The 17,549-nt window shown below is 42.2% G+C and carries 15 protein-coding genes; 10 read left to right on the top strand and 5 right to left on the bottom strand.

The annotated features are described in order from the left end of the window. Nucleotides 1–268: 268 nt before the first annotated feature. Together V7K36_RS10715 and V7K36_RS10710 are read left to right on the top strand one after the other, a co-directional pair. On the top strand, nucleotides 269–3,448 hold the full coding sequence (locus tag V7K36_RS10715) for a plasmid replication protein, CyRepA1 family (RefSeq protein WP_335115557.1): 3,180 nt from the start codon (nucleotides 269–271) through the stop codon (nucleotides 3,446–3,448). A gap of 608 nt (nucleotides 3,449–4,056) precedes the next feature. Then, nucleotides 4,057–4,812, top strand: a complete 756-nt coding sequence (locus tag V7K36_RS10710; RefSeq protein ID WP_335115555.1) for a metallophosphoesterase family protein — start codon at nucleotides 4,057–4,059, stop codon at nucleotides 4,810–4,812. Nucleotides 4,813–4,878: 66 nt separating this feature from the next. Here V7K36_RS10710 and V7K36_RS10705 read toward each other — a convergent pair whose 3' ends face one another. Next, on the bottom strand, nucleotides 4,879–5,742 hold the full coding sequence (locus V7K36_RS10705; protein ID WP_335115553.1) for a M48 family metallopeptidase: 864 nt from the start codon (nucleotides 5,740–5,742) through the stop codon (nucleotides 4,879–4,881). A 392-nt stretch (nucleotides 5,743–6,134) separates the two neighbouring features. Between V7K36_RS10705 and V7K36_RS10700 the strand changes: the two genes are divergently transcribed. Then, nucleotides 6,135–6,668, top strand: coding sequence for a DUF4330 domain-containing protein (locus tag V7K36_RS10700; RefSeq protein WP_335115551.1), 534 nt, complete (start codon nucleotides 6,135–6,137; stop codon nucleotides 6,666–6,668). A gap of 94 nt (nucleotides 6,669–6,762) precedes the next feature. Here V7K36_RS10700 and V7K36_RS10695 read toward each other — a convergent pair whose 3' ends face one another. Beyond that, nucleotides 6,763–7,755: a metal ABC transporter solute-binding protein, Zn/Mn family gene (locus V7K36_RS10695; RefSeq protein WP_335115549.1), complete on the bottom strand. Its 993-nt coding sequence runs from the start codon at nucleotides 7,753–7,755 to the stop codon at nucleotides 6,763–6,765. A 741-nt stretch (nucleotides 7,756–8,496) separates the two neighbouring features. Here V7K36_RS10695 and V7K36_RS10690 point away from each other — a divergent pair. The 6 genes from V7K36_RS10690 to V7K36_RS10665 all read left to right on the top strand — a co-directional run bounded on the left by V7K36_RS10690 (nucleotide 8,497) and on the right by V7K36_RS10665 (nucleotide 13,424). Then, nucleotides 8,497–8,832 (top strand): hypothetical protein, encoded by a 336-nt coding sequence (locus tag V7K36_RS10690; RefSeq protein WP_335115547.1) that lies wholly within the window; start codon nucleotides 8,497–8,499, stop codon nucleotides 8,830–8,832. 309 nt (nucleotides 8,833–9,141) lie between these two features. Then, entirely contained in the window at nucleotides 9,142–9,492 is a 351-nt protein-coding gene (locus tag V7K36_RS10685; protein ID WP_335115545.1) for a YtxH domain-containing protein, read from the top strand. 11 nt (nucleotides 9,493–9,503) lie between these two features. Further along, a complete protein-coding gene (locus V7K36_RS10680; RefSeq protein ID WP_335115543.1) occupies nucleotides 9,504–10,043 on the top strand; it encodes a DUF948 domain-containing protein in 540 nt (179 codons plus the stop codon). A gap of 317 nt (nucleotides 10,044–10,360) precedes the next feature. Further along, nucleotides 10,361–11,170, top strand: coding sequence for a TPM domain-containing protein (locus V7K36_RS10675; RefSeq protein WP_335115541.1), 810 nt, complete (start codon nucleotides 10,361–10,363; stop codon nucleotides 11,168–11,170). A 129-nt stretch (nucleotides 11,171–11,299) separates the two neighbouring features. After that, nucleotides 11,300–11,929, top strand: coding sequence for a precorrin-8X methylmutase (locus V7K36_RS10670; RefSeq protein ID WP_335115539.1), 630 nt, complete (start codon nucleotides 11,300–11,302; stop codon nucleotides 11,927–11,929). 100 nt (nucleotides 11,930–12,029) lie between these two features. After that, complete coding sequence (locus V7K36_RS10665; protein ID WP_335115537.1) at nucleotides 12,030–13,424, top strand: right-handed parallel beta-helix repeat-containing protein; 1,395 nt, start codon at nucleotides 12,030–12,032, stop codon at nucleotides 13,422–13,424. Between the two features lie 160 nt (nucleotides 13,425–13,584). On the opposite strand, the gene V7K36_RS10660 is transcribed toward V7K36_RS10665, so the two are convergent. From V7K36_RS10660 to V7K36_RS10650, 3 genes are all read right to left on the bottom strand, one after another. Next, complete coding sequence (locus tag V7K36_RS10660; protein WP_335115535.1) at nucleotides 13,585–14,271, bottom strand: phosphate ABC transporter permease; 687 nt, start codon at nucleotides 14,269–14,271, stop codon at nucleotides 13,585–13,587. Between the two features lie 39 nt (nucleotides 14,272–14,310). Continuing rightward, nucleotides 14,311–15,147: a 4-hydroxy-tetrahydrodipicolinate reductase gene (dapB, locus tag V7K36_RS10655; RefSeq protein ID WP_335115533.1), complete on the bottom strand. Its 837-nt coding sequence runs from the start codon at nucleotides 15,145–15,147 to the stop codon at nucleotides 14,311–14,313. 898 nt (nucleotides 15,148–16,045) lie between these two features. After that, entirely contained in the window at nucleotides 16,046–16,708 is a 663-nt protein-coding gene (locus V7K36_RS10650; protein ID WP_335115531.1) for a TetR/AcrR family transcriptional regulator, read from the bottom strand. 311 nt (nucleotides 16,709–17,019) lie between these two features. Between V7K36_RS10650 and V7K36_RS10645 the strand changes: the two genes are divergently transcribed. Further along, entirely contained in the window at nucleotides 17,020–17,346 is a 327-nt protein-coding gene (locus V7K36_RS10645) for an antibiotic biosynthesis monooxygenase family protein (RefSeq protein WP_335115529.1), read from the top strand. The last annotated feature ends 203 nt before the right edge of the window (nucleotides 17,347–17,549 follow it).

Genomic DNA, 17,549 nt, shown 5'->3' with positions numbered 1-17,549 from the left:
CGATGCTTACGGCAACCCCTTCAGCGATCGCATTCCTTAACCAATAAATTTACTGATAAATAAAAATTAATCGCGAACAAATATCACAATACAAAATTATTACTTCGGGGATCTAATAGGCAAAATAACCCACTAGAGTCTTAACCGATGTGTCTCCTGTAACGAAGTAAAAAAAGCATCATAAAAGCCTCGCAATTCCTCTTGTAGAAAAAAAGCAGATGCGTGTTAATGTTTTAATCTCATTGACTTTACCTTAGCGTCTTTCCCTATGCATCTGCACTATTTACACCCCCAACACCTTGAAGAATTAGTCAAGAGCAGTGGTATAGACTTACACTTAGTGCAACTCAATTTTAGGTCACTCCAAGGCGTAACAGCTTATGAGTACCTATTAATTTCTGAGCTACTCCCCCGCACCAATACTGGAATAGTCAAAAGTGGATGGTTGCAGCGTTATGCTCATATTGCTGAAGGTGGTTGGTGGTGTTCGGGGCTAGACCCTTTGAATAATTGGCAAATGATGGAATGGGGATGCTTTAAGCCAAACCAACCCCGACAGAATCACAATGGTAAGTCTATCAAATACGAGCATCCCCCCAGCACGCCAACGCGAGTGTTTTATTTGCGGGTAACTTTGCAAGTGTGGCAGCAAGTCGCTGGACGTTACAATCTGGTCATGCCTGACAATATCACCATTACTCCTGATGGTGAAGCTGAAGGCTTTTGGCAATGGGTGATGCAACAGAACATTCCCCTCGTTATCTGCGAGGGTGTGAAGAAAGCAGCCACATTGTTAACGCAAGGATATGCAGCTATTGCCATTCCCGGAATTACCAGTGGTTATCGGGTTGTTAAAGACGAATTTGGTAAAATTACCCGTCGTCAGCTAATTCCCGACTTAGCAGCGTTTGCAATTACAAAGCGTAGCTTTTACATTTGCTTTGATTTTGAAACTCAACCTAAGACAATTGCTGCTGTAAATAATGCTATTTCCCAGCTTGGTTGTTTATTCCAGCGAAAAAATTGCACTGTTAAAGTCATCGAACTTCCAGGAATGGAAAAAGGAGTTGATGAGTTTATCCTTGCTAAAGGTGCAAGCAGTTTCGAGAAAGTTTATCGTCAAAGTGTTGATTTAGAAATTTATCTTGCTCAAACCAAACCCCACACCGAGTTAAGCATTCCTGCTGCACTCACCTTCAATCGCCCTTATATAGGTGAAATCCCTTTCCCCACCTCTGGATTAGTAGGAGTAAAATCAGCAAAAGGAACGGGTAAAACTACAGCCTTGCAAGCCGTTATTCAGCAAGCAAAAAGTAGAAATCAACCTGTTTTGTTAATTACTCATAGAATCTTACTAGGACGATTTTTGTGTGAAAAAATTGGTATTCAATGGGGGACATATAAAGAAGATGCAAAGAAAAGGATTGATAAAAAAATTACCCCGGCTCCTCCGATTCTCCGCTCTCTCTTTCCTCAGCACTCCCTCGGCTTGTGTGTTGATTCTATTTGGAAACTTAACCCGGAAAATTGGCACGGGGCAATAGTAATTTTAGATGAAGTAGAGCAATCTTTATGGCATCTATTAAACAGTAATACTTGTAAATACAAGCGTGTAAAAATATTAAAATTATTCCAGCAATTAATTTATACAGTTTTAACAACTGGTGGGTTAGTAATTGCCCAAGATGCTGATTTATCAGATGTATCACTTGAATATTTACAGGGATTGGCAGGAATTAAATTAACACCTTGGGTAGTTCTCAACCAATGGAAACCTCAGCATGGTTGGGACGTAACTTTTTATGATTCGCCAAACCCAACACCGCTAATTCACCAACTGGAATTGGATTTACTTGCTGGACGTAAATGTTATGTTACTACCGATAGTCGCGCTGGGCGTTACAGTTGTGAAACAATTGAACGTTATCTAAAAGAGCGGTTACAAAAATTCCAACGGCAATTTCCCAAAACCTTAGTAGTTAGTAGCCACACTACAAACACACCTGGACATGAAGCGGTTGATTTTATCGCCGCTATAAATCAAAAAATTTCTGAATATGACGGCGTTTTTGTTACCCCTAGCCTTGGTACGGGAATTAGTATTGATGTCCAATATTTCGACCGAGTTTATGGCATTTTTCAAGGGGTAATTCCTGACTCGGAAGCAAGACAAGCATTAGCGAGAGTGCGGGATAATGTTCCGCGTGTTGTCTGGTGCGCTAAACGAGGTATTGGCTTAATTGGTAGTGGTAGTACAAATTATCGCTTGCTATCTGATTGGTATCAAGAAAATCAAAAAGAAAACTTAGCTTTGCTTAGTCCACTACATAAAATAGATGTGGATTTACCTTTAGTTCATGACCCGATTCATTTGCGAACTTGGGCTAAGTTATCTGCACGGGTAAATGCTTCTATCCGCCTCTACCGTCAATCGATGCAAGATGGTTTGATTGCTGATGGGCATCAAATTCAGTTGCGGAGTAATGCTGTTCACAATAATATTATTCGAGATTTACGTCTGGCCTTTTTGGCAACTGACGCTGATGATTTAGCTACCCGCAGAAGATTAATTTTAGAAATTGTCAAAGTTCAAAAAGATTGGGCGCAAAGCCGTCAAAAAGCTAAAGAAATTAAACGCAAAATTAAAGATATTAAGCAGCAAAATCAACTATGGTTAGCAACTGCTGTAGCTAATGCTCAAGATATCAATTATGTAGAATATGAGCAGCTATTAATGAAGCATTCCCTGACTGATGGAGAACGCAACCAAATCAATAAATATGTTCTCAGACAAAGGTATGGTGTCGAAGTTACTCCTTGGCTGAAATTGCAAGATGACCACGGATATCATCGTCAACTGTTAATTCATTATTATCTAACTCACGAAAGCGAGTATTTTCACGTCAGAGACCAGCAAGAATGGCATCAGCAATTGTCTTGGGGTGAAGGGAAAGTTTTTCTACCAGATTTAAAAACTTATACGCTCAAAGTTGAGGCGATGAGAGCTTTAGGAATGCTTCAGTTTCTGGAAGCAGAACGAGAATTTACTGAGAGTAATCCAGATTTGATATTGCTTAAAAATGTTGTTTTTCAGCATAGTAAGCATATTAAAAGAGCGCTTGGTATTAACTTAGTCGGGGAGAAAGAGCAGGTTTCGGCAATAAAAATACTCAGCCGACTGTTAAATTTGTTGGGCTTGAAACTAAAGCGGGTAAATGAGGTTTATCAAATTGACCTAGAAACGCTTTATGATGGCAGGGAGAGAATATTTGCAGTTTGGCATCAACGGGATGAGTTGATGTTGACTCATGTTAAGAGTGTTGGCTATGAGTTGCCTGATTATTCTTCAGACTGGAAGCTTGAAATTATCCAAACCAAGCCTTATGCCGCAGTAATCAAGAAAGAGGTAAAGGAGACGAATACAGTCGGGGCCTATACCCACGACTAATTTGAGGCATCCAATGTTTCAGATTTGGTTGTTGTTCTGATAAGTACGATCGCTTTAAAAAATCGAGTGTAGAAAGTCTAAACCTCACCCCAGCCCTCTCCTTACTAAGGAGAGGGAGCAGGAATCTTGTTTCTCCTATGGTGTATTTGCAAAATTGAGATGCTCCCAAATCAAGATTGTGAGCAACTATCACAACCTTAACTAATGCAAGCGATCGCTATATTTTACTTATGAGCAGCAAGACTATTCTTTGGGCAAGATTGATATTTAGTTTATTTTGCTATGTGCTAATTGGCTTCTTATTTGCCTTAACTCCACTTTGGGCTGATGCTTTTGGGATGAATGCAGCAACTGGGAACACCAAAAGCTACGCGAAATTCCAATCCCCAAAAAGGACGGAAAAACAACCTGAATGAAATTTGCTGATTTTCTCTCTTACCACTCAAAACTATACATTTTACCCCATTGCCATCATAAAGTAATTTTATTACTGGGGGAATAATTAAATTAAAATAAAACTTGTTCAGTATTTTTACCTGTCATTGCGGAAACCAGAAAGCTTAAACTGTAGCAGAAGTATTAGCCAAAACTATTGAAGCTAAGAGACAATGAGCGAAATTAGCCCCAGACGAATTGTAATTGGGGATGTGCATGGTCACTATGAAGGTTTGATGACATTGTTGGAGGCGATCGCCCCCACCTCAGAGGATCAAGTCTATTTTCTGGGAGATTTAATTGATCGCGGACCTCATAGCGCACAAGTAGTTAATTTTGTCAAGCAAAATAACTACCCATGTTTGCTGGGAAATCATGAGCAGATGTTATTAAACATTCTGACGAATGAAAGAACCTCTTCCCCGACGATGCAAGCATGGCTCTATAGTGGAGGGCAAGCTACCGTAGCCAGTTACCACCAGTCCACAATTCCCGACGACCATCTGGATTGGTTCAAGAGTTTGCCTACATATCTCGACTTGGGGGATATTTGGTTAGCTCATGCTGGTGTTGACCCTTCCAAGTCGGTGACAGAACAAACTGCCGATCAACTGTGTTGGATACGAGAGGAATTTCATAGTATTGAAAAACCGTACTTCCCAGATAAGCAAATTATCATCGGTCACACCATTACTTTTACTCTGCCGGGTGTTTCTCCTGGTAAACTCGCACAAGGACAGGGATGGCTAGACATAGATACTGGCGCTTATCATCCCAAAAGTGGCTGGTTGACTGGATTGGATGTGACTAATAACTTAGTTTATCAAGTTAACATTTTTAAAAATTATCTCCGTGCCCTGCCCTTAGAAGATGTAGTGATCAGAGTTGATCCAGCCAAAATCAAAGTTGATCGCCGCAATCAGAATTGAGCAATATTTGAGATGAGGGAGACGAGGGGGACAAGAGTAATAACCAATGCCCAATGCCCAATGCCCTCAAGACTTCGCTAATGCTCGAATATTAGCTTTATAACTAGCATTATCCATACCATAATTTCCATTACTAGGTTGAGAGTTAATAGCAAGTCTGAGGGCTTCAATGCGATCGCTAGTTCCGGGGTGCGTACTCAAAAATGTCGGAGCCGAACCACCCTTTTTCAGCAGCTTTTGCATAAAGGAAACCATTGCAGACTGAGCATAACCAGTGCGTGTCAAAGTTCTTAATCCTCTTTGATCAGCCTCAAATTCATTTTTACGACTGCGTGGCAAGTCTCGCGCTAACTGTACACCAATTTGCACCGCCGTACTCCGGTCTAAGCCAGCAGCTGTTAATAGACCACTTTCGAGCGCTTTTTGCTGCATCTGTTTGACTACGTGTTTCCCGCCAATGTGACCAATTTCATGGGCGAGTACACCTGCTAGTTGCGCTTCATTGTCTGCGGTTTTCAGCAAACCTGTGTGGACATATACATAGCCACCCAAGGTAGCAAAAGCATTAATAGTGTCATCCTGAACTACTTGGAAGGTATAGGGGAGATCGGGGCGATCGCTATTAACTGCTAAACGCCGACCAACTTGTTGCACATAGCGATTAACTTCGGGATTGCGGTTAAGCCGGACTTGACTACCGACTAATTCCTGATTAATCTGCTTACCAAGATCAACTTCTTGGTTAGGGGATATATTAGAAAGCTGAAATGCCTGAAATCCTTGGAGTAGAAGAGGCAAGAAGTCTAAAGTTCTTCCAGGCAAGGGTGTACTCAAACACAGACTCAGGGCGACTACCACTGAAATTAAAGGATAAAACCAGCGACGCGGCCACACACGGTAATTTGCAACAAAACTTTTCCAATTCAACATAATCTGCACTGAAGATAATTTTCGGAAAACATAAAATGATGAGACAAATGATGAGACGGTTTTAGATCATTCTAAGTTGCATTCTTAACTCAAGACCAAAGGGTTGTTATACAGCCAATGCTTACGCAAATCTAACGAATTGTGTAAGACTAGGGATTCCCTCTAGGGATAGGCTTAAACATTAGATTTTATTTTTTGGGTGCGTCAGTCCTAACAGGCAAAAGTTTGAGAGTCATCTGCCGCTACTCCCAACTTACAAACTCGTGATAAACTGTCGCATAACTGCAACGCCCAGCCGCTTTGAGTTATTACCAAATAGGGAAAATTGCTATTCCCATCGAAAAGTTTCTTGCTACAATCAATTACTTCGCTATTACCTCGGAAAACTTTTTATGGCTATTTTAGATTCAAAAGGTCGTTTGTTCGGCAAAATCAATCTCCTAGATTTAGGTGCTGCGCTGGTAATTCTGCTAGTTATATTTGGCATCTTTGTCTTTCCTGGCACTTCTGGTTCTGTTGCCCAAGTCGGAGCGAAAACAGTACCCATAGAAGTAGACTTAATAGTTCGTGGTTTGAATGTACGTGACCCTGAACAATTATTCAATAACGGATTCAAAAAAGGCGGCAAAACTAATGTGATTATCCGCAATCAACCCTATGGGGAGATTGAGATTAAATCTGTTCAACAGCTACCTAGAACAATCAATATTCCCCAACCTGATGGTACTGTTAAAGAATTGCCAGATCCGAAGACCAATAATTTTAGTACAGATTTGATTTTAACTTTAGATGGCAAAGCCCAGGTCACTGAGAATGGCCCAGTTCTCGGTAACAGTAAAGTGAAAATTGGAATGCCATTTGAGTTGGAAGGCTTTAACTACAACTTCAATGCAACTGTTATTGATATCAGATTAAAAGACAAATAGCATTTACATTTTCCTCTTCTAAAATAGGCTGATAAACCGACTTTTCTGGAATCTAAAAAACTCGGTTTATCAGATTACTCAATTGAGGTTATAACTACTTACCAGCTTTCGCTTCAAAGATTAAATACGTCCCTCCCAACCCTTCTACAATTGTGCGTGTATTGGCAATCATCATTTTCTGATAAGTGTCCCCCTCGCTTCCTGGTTCACCAAGTCCTTCAGCATACAACTTCCTGTCAGAAATTTTCACTTCAGCAACTCTTGCTACAGATTGAAGCAAATTAGGGTTAATTGCCGCCTCAGTAAAAATTGTTGACACTTTAGCCCGTTTAATATTTGTCACCAAATTTTTTACTCGTGCAGCTGTCAGGTTTTCGTCACTACTAATACCTTGCAATTCCCCTGCTAATGAAAGACCGTATGCTTTGGCGTAATAACTCAGTGCATCAGAGGTTGTAACTAACTTGCGTTCTTTGGCAGGAATACTGGCAATTCTTGACTTAATCCAGCGATCTAGTTGAGTGAGTTCATTTGTAATTTTTTTGGTATTGCTGCTATAAACCTCTGCATCACTAGATTCTAATTTTCTCAGATTACTATTAATTACCTCCACCATTCTGATAGCATTTTTGGTATTGTGCCAAAGATGAGGATCACTTACATTTTTACCGCCTTTCTGAAATTTTTGTGGCTTAGACACCGCAAGTTGGCCGACGGCTATTTTCGGTGCAGTGTTTTTAGTCGCTTTAATTAATTTGATCAGATTTGGCTCTAAATTGTAACCATTATAAAGAATAAGATTAGCTTGCTCAATGGCTTTACGATCTTCCGGTTTTGGTTTATAAAATTGGGGGTTGGCTGTAGGGGAAATTAAGCAGGTAAGGTTAACTGTATTCCCGGCAACCTGTCTGGTTAAGTCACACAGTACGCTTGTAGTCGCTACGACTTGGGGAAGATTCTCATTTACCTGGGTGGTAGTCTGAGTGAATGCGGTTCTTATAGCTTGATTTCCACACCCAACAAATCCAATCGTCAAGGCAACAAGAATAGCTCGGAACGAATTATTTGATGGTAATTTTTTTGACATCCTTAACTCCTACTGGATGTATTGAAAAAATAATCATTATCAGTAACGGATTAGTGAAATTCTAGGGAGAAACCTTCAACAAGGAAGAGGTTAAAGGTTAAGGGAAGAGGAATTAATAGACTCTCTCTTTCCCACTTTCCCTTTCCCCAGACCACATCCAGCTATTTCTGCTTGGTAAACCACTCACTAGTGAGGTTTTTGCAGGCAAAATGTTAGTTAACTTCACGCGACAGACTGGAAAACTGGTAGAGGTAGAAGCACAATAATAAAGGCGATGCTGGGGAGCCTCCGGTAAGGAGTGTAGTGTAGTTCTCTCATCGTCTGTTGAAGGGGCTATGCTATTGTGCTTAGACACCACAAAGGTTGCAAATCGACTAGGATTATCAGGTTAAGGAGTGGAATGTAGCAATGGTGGGGCTTATTGAGCATACAGGTTGATTTCGCAAACCTAGTCGTGAATCTATAGGCAATTGTAACTGTGGTTTTGCGAGGTGTGGGCATAGGGTTGTGACAAAATTGGCGAATTGGCGATTTTTTAGCCATCAGCCTTTGTTACACTAATTTTCATCAAGTAAAGCCTTTCAATAGCGGCTCAGAGCATTATCTAACTGCTCTATATTGGCATAATCCCGGCTGTACTTTGTGCCATAATTTTTATCCTTTAGTTTCTTCATCATTAAATAAGAGCCAAGTCAAGTATATAGAATAATTCCTCAAAGCTGATATTGGTGAAGATAAACAATGGTAATTTTAGTTATCCTCGTTAACACCCTCATTTCGCTAATACTACTCTATGTGGCTTGGCGGGTGTGGCAACTCAAGCAGCAGCTAGCATACATAACAGATAGGTTAACCGTCTATGAAAGTTTTACCCATACAGCACTGAAAAAAGCACCCGACAATATTTATCTCAGCCAGGAGAATATTTACAACTTACGGCAGAAAAATCAAGCGCTACAAATGCAAATCCAACAAGTGCGGCAAATTATCAGTCTACTTTTGCTAGGACGGCAAATCTGGCAGCGTTATTTTCGGAGGCTAGAGTTAACATCTGGGAAAAGAACTGTTGCAAAATGATTTATGTCAGGTTCATGAACATTTATAATTAGGGCTGATGCGAGGACACCGGGATATGGTGACACAATAGAGTTGTCTAAGCGCCAATTTGGGACTTAGAAGCCCGCCAGAAGGCTTACCGGCAGCATAAAAAGTTTGACAGAGACGGGGAGTTTTGAATTATAAGTAATTGATGGTTTTGATATTTAATGAATAAAAGTAACATTTATGGCTGATATTTTGTCACGATAGATTAACTGAATAAAATCGGTGGAGTCTTACAAGGTGAGAAAACCCACCTAAAATGGGTGTAAGGAGAGAAACAACAAGATGTCTAATAACCGTTCTGGAGTATTTATTGGCGGTTTTATGCTGGGAGCTACCATCGGTGCTTTGACTGGTTTGCTCGTAGCTCCGCGCACAGGGCGCGAAACGCGTAAAATTTTGAAAAAATCTGCCAATGCGATCCCAGAATTGGCAGAAGATTTATCAACGAGTGTGCAAATCCAGGCAGATCGTCTCTCTGCCAGCGCACTGCGAAACTGGGATGAGACTTTAGATAGATTACGGGAAGCGATCGCAGCAGGTGTAGATGCCAGTCAGCGAGAAAGCCAAGTCTTAAACCGACAAACATCAGTTGAAGACTCAGATTCTCTTCCCCAGGAATTAGAACGCTCATAAATGACACAACCGTGATTGAACCCCTGTTTTGGTTGGGACTTTCCTTACTCTTAGTCGCCACAAGCTTAACTGCGGTTTTAGTGGCGGCAATACCCGCTTTCCAGGAGTTAGCACGCGCTGCTCGCAGTGCAGAAAAGCTATTTGATACCCTCTCACGGGAGTTACCGCCCACTCTAGAAGCTATCCGCGTCACTGGTTTAGAAATCACTGACTTAACTGATGATGTCAGTGAAGGTGTAAAAAGTGCCAGTCAAGTCGTGAAACAAGTTGACAAAAGTCTTGATAGTGCAAGAATTCAGGCTCAAAATCTGCAAGTAGGTACACGCAGCATCTTTATTGGCGCGAAAGCTGCTTGGAGAAACTTCACACGCCAAAAACCCGCGAGGCGAATAAGCGATCGCACCCCAACCAATGAAAAACCACCACTCACGTTGCGAGAACGAGAAGTGCTGAGGCAAGAAAATCGCCGGATCAAAGCAGAAGTTTACCGCGCTAATGACGGTTACAACGATGCCAATAGCTGGGAAATCAATTTTGATGATGAAGATTGAATTAAGGCATGGGGCATTGGGCATTGGGCATTGGTTATTTCTCTTCATCTCCCTCACTCCCTAACTCAACCTGCTCCCTCATCTCCCACCCCTGCGAGAAGCTAAAGCGACATTTCCCCTAGTCTTTTTGTTCAATTTTGAATTTTAAATTTTGAATGCGTGAATTTTGAATTGATTTCTCCCCACTCCCCAAAAACCCTTTGCTTTGATCCCGTAGATTAGAGTAAAGTAAACAAGTGTAAAGAACTATCACTTTTCCAGTACTCTTTTAAAACAACTTGTTTACTTCTACCGTTGATATTTGTATAAAAACGTCCATGCAATCTTGTTTTTGGCGACGATTTCTGTTATCTATTGCAGTATTTTTTCTGGCTGGGTCAATTTGGGTCATGCATTCTCCCCCAGCACTGGCTTATGACAATCCTGACTTACTCCCAAACACCTTTACCCCAGTTGTAGACTTAGCTAAATCTCTTCCTGTGCTGCAAGAAGAAAAGCTTGTCAAAGATTTAGAGCAGTTTGAAGCCGATACGGGCTGGAAACTGCGAGTATTGACCCAGTATGACCGCACCCCAGGTCGGGCAGTTATAAAATATTGGGGTTTGGATGACAAAAGCATTCTACTAGTTGCCGATTCTCGTGGGGGTAACATTCTCAGTTTTAGCGTCGGCGATGCTGTTTATGAACTTTTACCCCGGACGTTCTGGATAGAACTGCAAACCCGCTTCGGTAATTTGTACTTTGTCCGCGAACAAGGCGAAGACCAAGCCATTCTCCAAGCCTTAGAATCGGTTAAAGGCTGTTTGCTCAAGGGTGGTTGCAATGTTGTCCCCGGACTGCCACGAGAGCAATGGATTCTCACCTTGATTTCCTCAGTTATTGGTGGGGTGATTTGTGGATTTGCAGCTCAACCACGCGAGAAAGGACAAGTTTTCGCTTGGCAATGGGCTTTAATTTTCTCACCTTTATGGGGAATCTTATTTATTGCCTTTGGTATTGGGCCAGTAGTGACACGCACAAGCGACTGGGTACCTCTAGTTCGCAATATCTCTGGGTTTCTCATCGGCGTCTTGGTTGCCTACCTATCTCCTATTTTCAGTCGGCCTTCTTCCAGTAATGAGTTATGAGTGCTGAGTTAGGAGTTATGAGTTTTTAATTAACTCCTCACTCATGTACAGACGCGATTAATCGCGTCTGTACTCCTAACTCCCTGAAGCTGATAAGCTGAAAGCTAATATTTGAGAAGCTCAACAAAAATGGAATGGCACGTAACTGATGCTCAAAGTTTAGCAATCATTGATAGTGAAATTGGTGATCATGTCTTTTCACCCGCAGAGTATGAGATTGTGCGTCGGGTAATCTACTCTACAGCTGACTTTGAGTATAAGTCTTTGATTCGTTTCTCTGAGCGTGCCTTGCAAGCTGGAGCCGCAGCACTAGCCGCACGTACCACGATTGTGGTAGATGTGCCGATGGTACAAGTAGGCATTGCCTACGAGATTCAAAACACCTTTGCCAATCCGGTGTATTGCAGTATGGAAGCTCTGACACGCCCTCAAAAAGAAAAAACTCGCGCAGCATGGGGAATAGAAACCTTAGCAAAGCGTTATCCAGAGGGCATTTTTGTCGTGGGTCAAGCCCAAACAGCACTAACAGCACTCGTGGATTTAATTGAAGCTGAGGAAATTAGACCTGCTTTGATAATTGCGACTCCAGTGGGATTTGTAAATGTTGATGAAGCGAAGGAGCGCTTACGAGATTCTTTAGTGCCTCATATTACAATTGACAGTCGCAAAGGTAATGCAGTTGTAGCAGCTGCGATCGTTGATGGATTGGTAGACTTGGCATGGCAAGCCTATGGACAAGATGGAAATCGGGGGAGTTAGAAAAGTCGGCTTGCTCGTACCTTTTATGCTAAATACTATTTAAAAGTATTGAATATTCTGATATTTTTGTTAAGTAGTGCCGAGAAAGGAGCCTTTTCTTGTGGTAATTCAAGGTTTTAGTTTAAGCGCATATCTGGCAATTCCCCTGGTCTTAAGTCTTTTGGTTGCGGGAGAAAGGATAAAAGTATCTTTAGTTGAAAACGCCCGTCAGATATCCCCTACCAGCCGCGAGCTAATCAGCACTAACGCAACTCCGAAAACATACTATGTTAGTGGTACTGGAAACGACAAAAATAGTGGAGTTTCTTCTTCATCTGCCTTTAGGACAATTCAAAAGGCGGCAGATATGACTAACCCTGGCGACACAGTATTGATTATGAACGGAGTATACACAAATTTACCCAAAGCTGGGAGTGTAGTAAATATTAAACATTCTGGAAATGCCAAAGCATGGATTAGGTATAAAGCATATCCTGGACATTTCCCAAAAATTCAGCACAATACATGGCACGGTATCCTGATTGCAAATGGAGCTTCATATATCGAGATAAATGGGCTGGAGGTCATCGGGAACAATGCCAATGTAACCCTTGATTATGCGATGAGTCAGAAGACTAACAAACAAAACCCACTGACGAGCGGAAACTGCATAAGCATTGATGGACGAACCAATGGTTATGTTCATCACATCCGTATTCTGAACAACAAAGTGCATGACTGTGGAGGAGCAGGTATTACAGTAATCGAGGCTGATTATGTGAAGGTGGATAATAACACTGTGTTCAATAATGCCTGGTACTCAGTTTATGGTAATAGTGGTATTTCGATGTTGAACAATTGGAATTTTGACAACAACCGGGGATACAAGATGTTTGTAACTAATAACAAGAGCTACAACAATCGTATGTACATTCCTTGGATTGCAGTCGGAAGGATCACAGACGGGAATGGCATTATTATCGATAGTTCCAGAAATGATCATAACTCCAAATTGGCTGCATATACAGGACGTACTTTAGTTAAAAACAATCTGACATTTAATAATGGTGGTTCAGGTATTCATGCCTTTTCAAGTGATCATGTTGATATTTTAAATAACACTGCGGTTTTAAATAATCAGAGTCCAGAAATTAAAGGCGCGCAAATATATGCTAATGCATCATCTGATGTCCAAATTTTAAATAACATTTTCTATGCTTTTCCTGGGAAGGATATTAATAGTAACATTAGAAATAAAAACGTTATTTATGATTATAATATCTACATGAATAGTTCTAAGATAAGTGTTAAGGGTTCTCACGATATTGTTGCAGACTCAGAGTTTTTAAGTAAGCATCCCGCTCTAGAAAAAATATCTGGCGATTGGAAATCGCAGCTAGATAAACAAAATCCGTCAAGGCAGACTTATGTAGAGTCTAAGTCGGCAGGTTTTGTTTGTGGGACAGTGACTTATCGTTTGCAAGGGAAACTCATCAAAGTGGGATGTTCTCGTTAGCAAAAAGGCAGGAAGTATAGGACAGAAAAGAGAAGCCTATACTGATTACATCCTGCTGCCTGCTTCACCAAATTTTAGATTTTAAATGACAAGCCCCTGACTTTATTGCTATGAGTCAATCTAAAATCCAAAATCCAAAATCCAAAATTGTGTGACTTCTTCAATCCTCTACTCTCGGACGCCGCCGACGCGACTTTTGTTGTTGGTCTTCACGCAAGCAACGACCGACTTCATTAAAGAAATCCCGCCGCAGATAAGGATAATCGCTGACCCAGAGGTTACGATTGGGAAAGTATATATCGCTGAATTGTTCAATACTGCTCAAATCTGGGCGATTTGACATCACTACCATTTCTGCAATTTGGCCGCGAGTAATAACTTTGTGGGCAGAACGTAATGGTGCTACAAACTCAATGCTAAATCCTGTGTCATCACCCACCTCTAAGTTAATCTGTTTTTCTCGGTTTTCTATAATTACCAATTCGCCTTTGTTGTTGACTGTTTCGGTTTTACCCATCAACTGGTCTGTAATCCACCAATCTAGCACTCGACCACGGAAAAAGCCGCCGTACTTATAACGGCGGCATTGCAAATTCCGCATACTTGCTTGAAACACTGGATACCACAGCCAAAAAAAAGCGCTAACTATCCCTAGCACAAATACTATTGAAGCGAACTCAAGTTTGAAAACGAATGTCGCAAGCAAAATAGCAACTACGCCAACTACAGAAATTAACAGCCGTTGCAAAAAATTTGAGAACTTGCCCCAGTAGTACTTGTACTGCAAACCAGTGGCAATTAGGGGGACAACTTGTTCAAATTTCTGGCGAGTCAGTGGTACTAACATGAGTGCTGAGTGATGAATGCTGAATAGTCTGTTTAAAGTTTAAAGTATCTTTTCTAATCCATATACTAACGACTTTAGCGCTAAGACTTTACGAATCGCTAATAGGACTCCTGGCATATAACAAGCGCGATCGCTGGTATCATGTCGTAAAGTATAAATCTGTCCCGGTGCGCCAAAAATAACTTCCTGATGGGCAATCAATCCCGGTAAACGCACGCTATGAATTCTAATCCCTTCATCTGCTATACTTCCCCTCGCTCCTGGTAATTTCTCCGTTTCTTCTACAAGAGCCGGGTTAAAAGTTTTACCCAACTCTCCTAATAACTGCGCCGTTTGAATGGCAGTACCACTGGGAGCATCAACTTTTTGGTTGTGATGGAGTTCGATAATTTCCACATGGTCAAAATATTTTGAGGCTATGACTGCGGCTTGTTGTAACAGCACCATGCCAATGGAGAAGTTAGGAATAATTAGACAACCAGTGCTAGCTTTGTCGGCAAAGTCTGTTAACTCTTGAATTTGTTCTGGACTTAACCCGGTGGTGCCGACTACAGGACGAATTCCGTAGGCGATCGCACTACGAATATTGTCATAAACTGAATCAGGATGCGTAAAGTCTACAATCACCCCTGGAGGAGACTTTCTATCGCCAGCCACATACCCCAACATCGGTTCTAATTGATTGGTAATTGGCACTTCCAGGGGTTCGCTTAAACCCGCCAACTCTCCAGCGTCTTTATCTTGATGTTCCAAACTGTGGTCAATTGCACCCACTAGGTTTAAGTCAGGCGCTTGCGCCACCGCCTTAATCACCTCACGTCCCATTTTACCAGCAGCACCGTTGACAATAACCGGGATAGGAGCTTGATTCGTCATAGGTCGAAAAATACTTTTTGAGGTAACAAGGGAATTGTAAAGACTTTGGTGATCTAGTAGCTAGCTTTTCACTTTGATTCCATCGGCTAAAGGTGGTGGGCATCGTCTCCCCTTGGGAGACGCTCCGCAAACGCACAACTGATATCAGGGAAGTATGTAATGCCATCTATTATCACTAGACATCTCCGAAAAATCCCAATACCCTTGTGCGATCGCCGATAAAAGTATCAGCCAGTCTCAACGCCAAAATCAGGGTTTGAGACAGTTACGGGAAGTTTGTTTACCAGCTGACTGATTATGGTTGATTTTTGGGGCTTATTGATAAGTTAATTTTATCATTGATTCAAGACTATCAGCTTTTTTACAGCTACCAAAAAAACTGTACTATACACTACTATTTTTTGGGGATCGCAAAACTTTTCGGTCTACTGAAAGTATTTCATTTTTCGAGTAAGCTTTTCCTACCTAAAAAATCTTTGGGCAACCCCCCGCACCCCTAAGACATCCATTTTACATTACCTACTCTAAGCGAGCGATCGCACCCATCTATAGTTTCATGGCATGAATTACTGTAATTCCCACAGAGCATAGCTTAAAGCTTTTCTTAGTACCATTTGGTTTCGGGTCGTTCAATACAGCACGACGTACCTTGCGAAGAATGGAAGCAATGCATATGCTACGTAAAGCACAGGTTGAAGCTATTAACAAGGGTGATGTGTGAGCACAGATCGAATTCGTATCTCAACTTTTTGGAGTTGCCCAATAACCAACTGAGATTGGGAAGGATCGCCTGTCCTCAAATCATTTTTGCGACACAACCCCTAGAATTGCCTGTTTTTGAACCATGCCCAACCCTGTAATCTGCCGACGAACCGAAAACGCTGATTTCTGAACAAGTCTACTCTGTGCCCGTGTGTGCCCGCAAAAATACGTCTACAGCACTCTGAACCCACTCTGCTAGCGCTTCGTCAGTTTGAAACAACGAGGGTAGCTGAAAACTGGCGCGGAGCATCGGCCAACCGAATACAATACTCATAAAGTGGTCCGCTGCAAGATCAGTATTGTTGATCGAGAGAACTTGACGCTGCACCAACGACTCTAAATACTGCTTGACGATTTCTCGTCCCCAGCCTGGTCCGTTCTGCCAAAATGCATTGGCGAGATCAGAAAACACGGGAGCTTCAGCGATCAACCGCCTTTGTAGTTGCTGACCATTGTCGCTCAAATTTGCACGCAAAACCTGCAACCCATACTGATACAAGACTTCGTGGGCAGGCGCATCCTGGCGGAGGATGGCAGAAGCAACGGGATCGACCAGCTTTTCGGAGCGACGCTTCATCAGCGCGGCGAAGAGTGCCGCCTTGCTGGGATAAAGCGAGTAGATCGTCTGCTTAGAAGCACCCGCTCGGTTTGCAATCTCATCTGTGCTGGCACGGGCAAAACCCTGTTCGAGGAACACCGCAGTCGCGGCTTCTAGAATCGCCTCATTCCGCAAATCGCGTTCATCTGCACGGGGTCGCCCAGGTCCACGCTTTTTGACCTTGGAGCCTTGTTTGCTCATTTCTGAATCGGACTCTGTAACCTTCCAATCCTAACTATAGCGATATCTACTGCTAAATTCAGGCACTAACAAAAGGGCTGCTTTATTCTTCTTCACATATCGGGCTTGCAAATAATCTTTGAAGTTGATACCATAATAGTACTGGTCAGTACCATTGATTTATACCTGTACACCCCTGTGACACCGTTGATGATTGAGTTCACATGATTCTACAAAAGCGGCATAATTTCAGCATCTCAATTTCGAGAACGTATACAGCATCATCGCAAAACGCCGTTTTAACGACGATCCACAGTCAACGGAGCTAAAATATGCCAGTTACTTTAATCAATCCCTTTGCCGTTCCCGCAGACAAAGAAGAAGAATTTTTGAGAGCCTGGAACGAGACCACGCGAGTCTTCTCCAGCACACCCGGTTTCATTGAAACCCACCTGCACAAAAACACGGGTGTCGGCGACGGAACCTTTCAATACATCAACATCGTGCTTTGGGAAAGTGTAGACGCCTGGAATGCGACCCACGGCGGCTACAAACCGGGTGAAGAAAGCATTCCCGGTGTCGAGCACCATCGTGGCATCTTTCAGGAAGTGATCGCTTCCAAGAGTATGCGCGAAGTGGACTGGCGAATGCCGCTGTAAGGGCAGCCGCTGATTCTGCTGCTGAATCCATGCACTAAGTTTCTGGAACGCCTCTACTGTGATTATAGGTTCGCCGCAAATGCGATGGTGCGAAGCACCCGCCGTAGACGATCGCAGTTGCTAAAACGGGAGACCGCCGAAGGCTCTACGCTTTGAAAATCCTCGAACAAAGGAGTAAACTCATGCCGACAATGCCTCTCAAT

Source organism: Nostoc sp. (genome assembly GCF_036919555.1).
Taxonomy (GTDB): Bacteria; Cyanobacteriota; Cyanobacteriia; order Cyanobacteriales; family Nostocaceae; genus Nostoc.
This window is presented reverse-complemented; position numbering and strand designations above follow the sequence as displayed.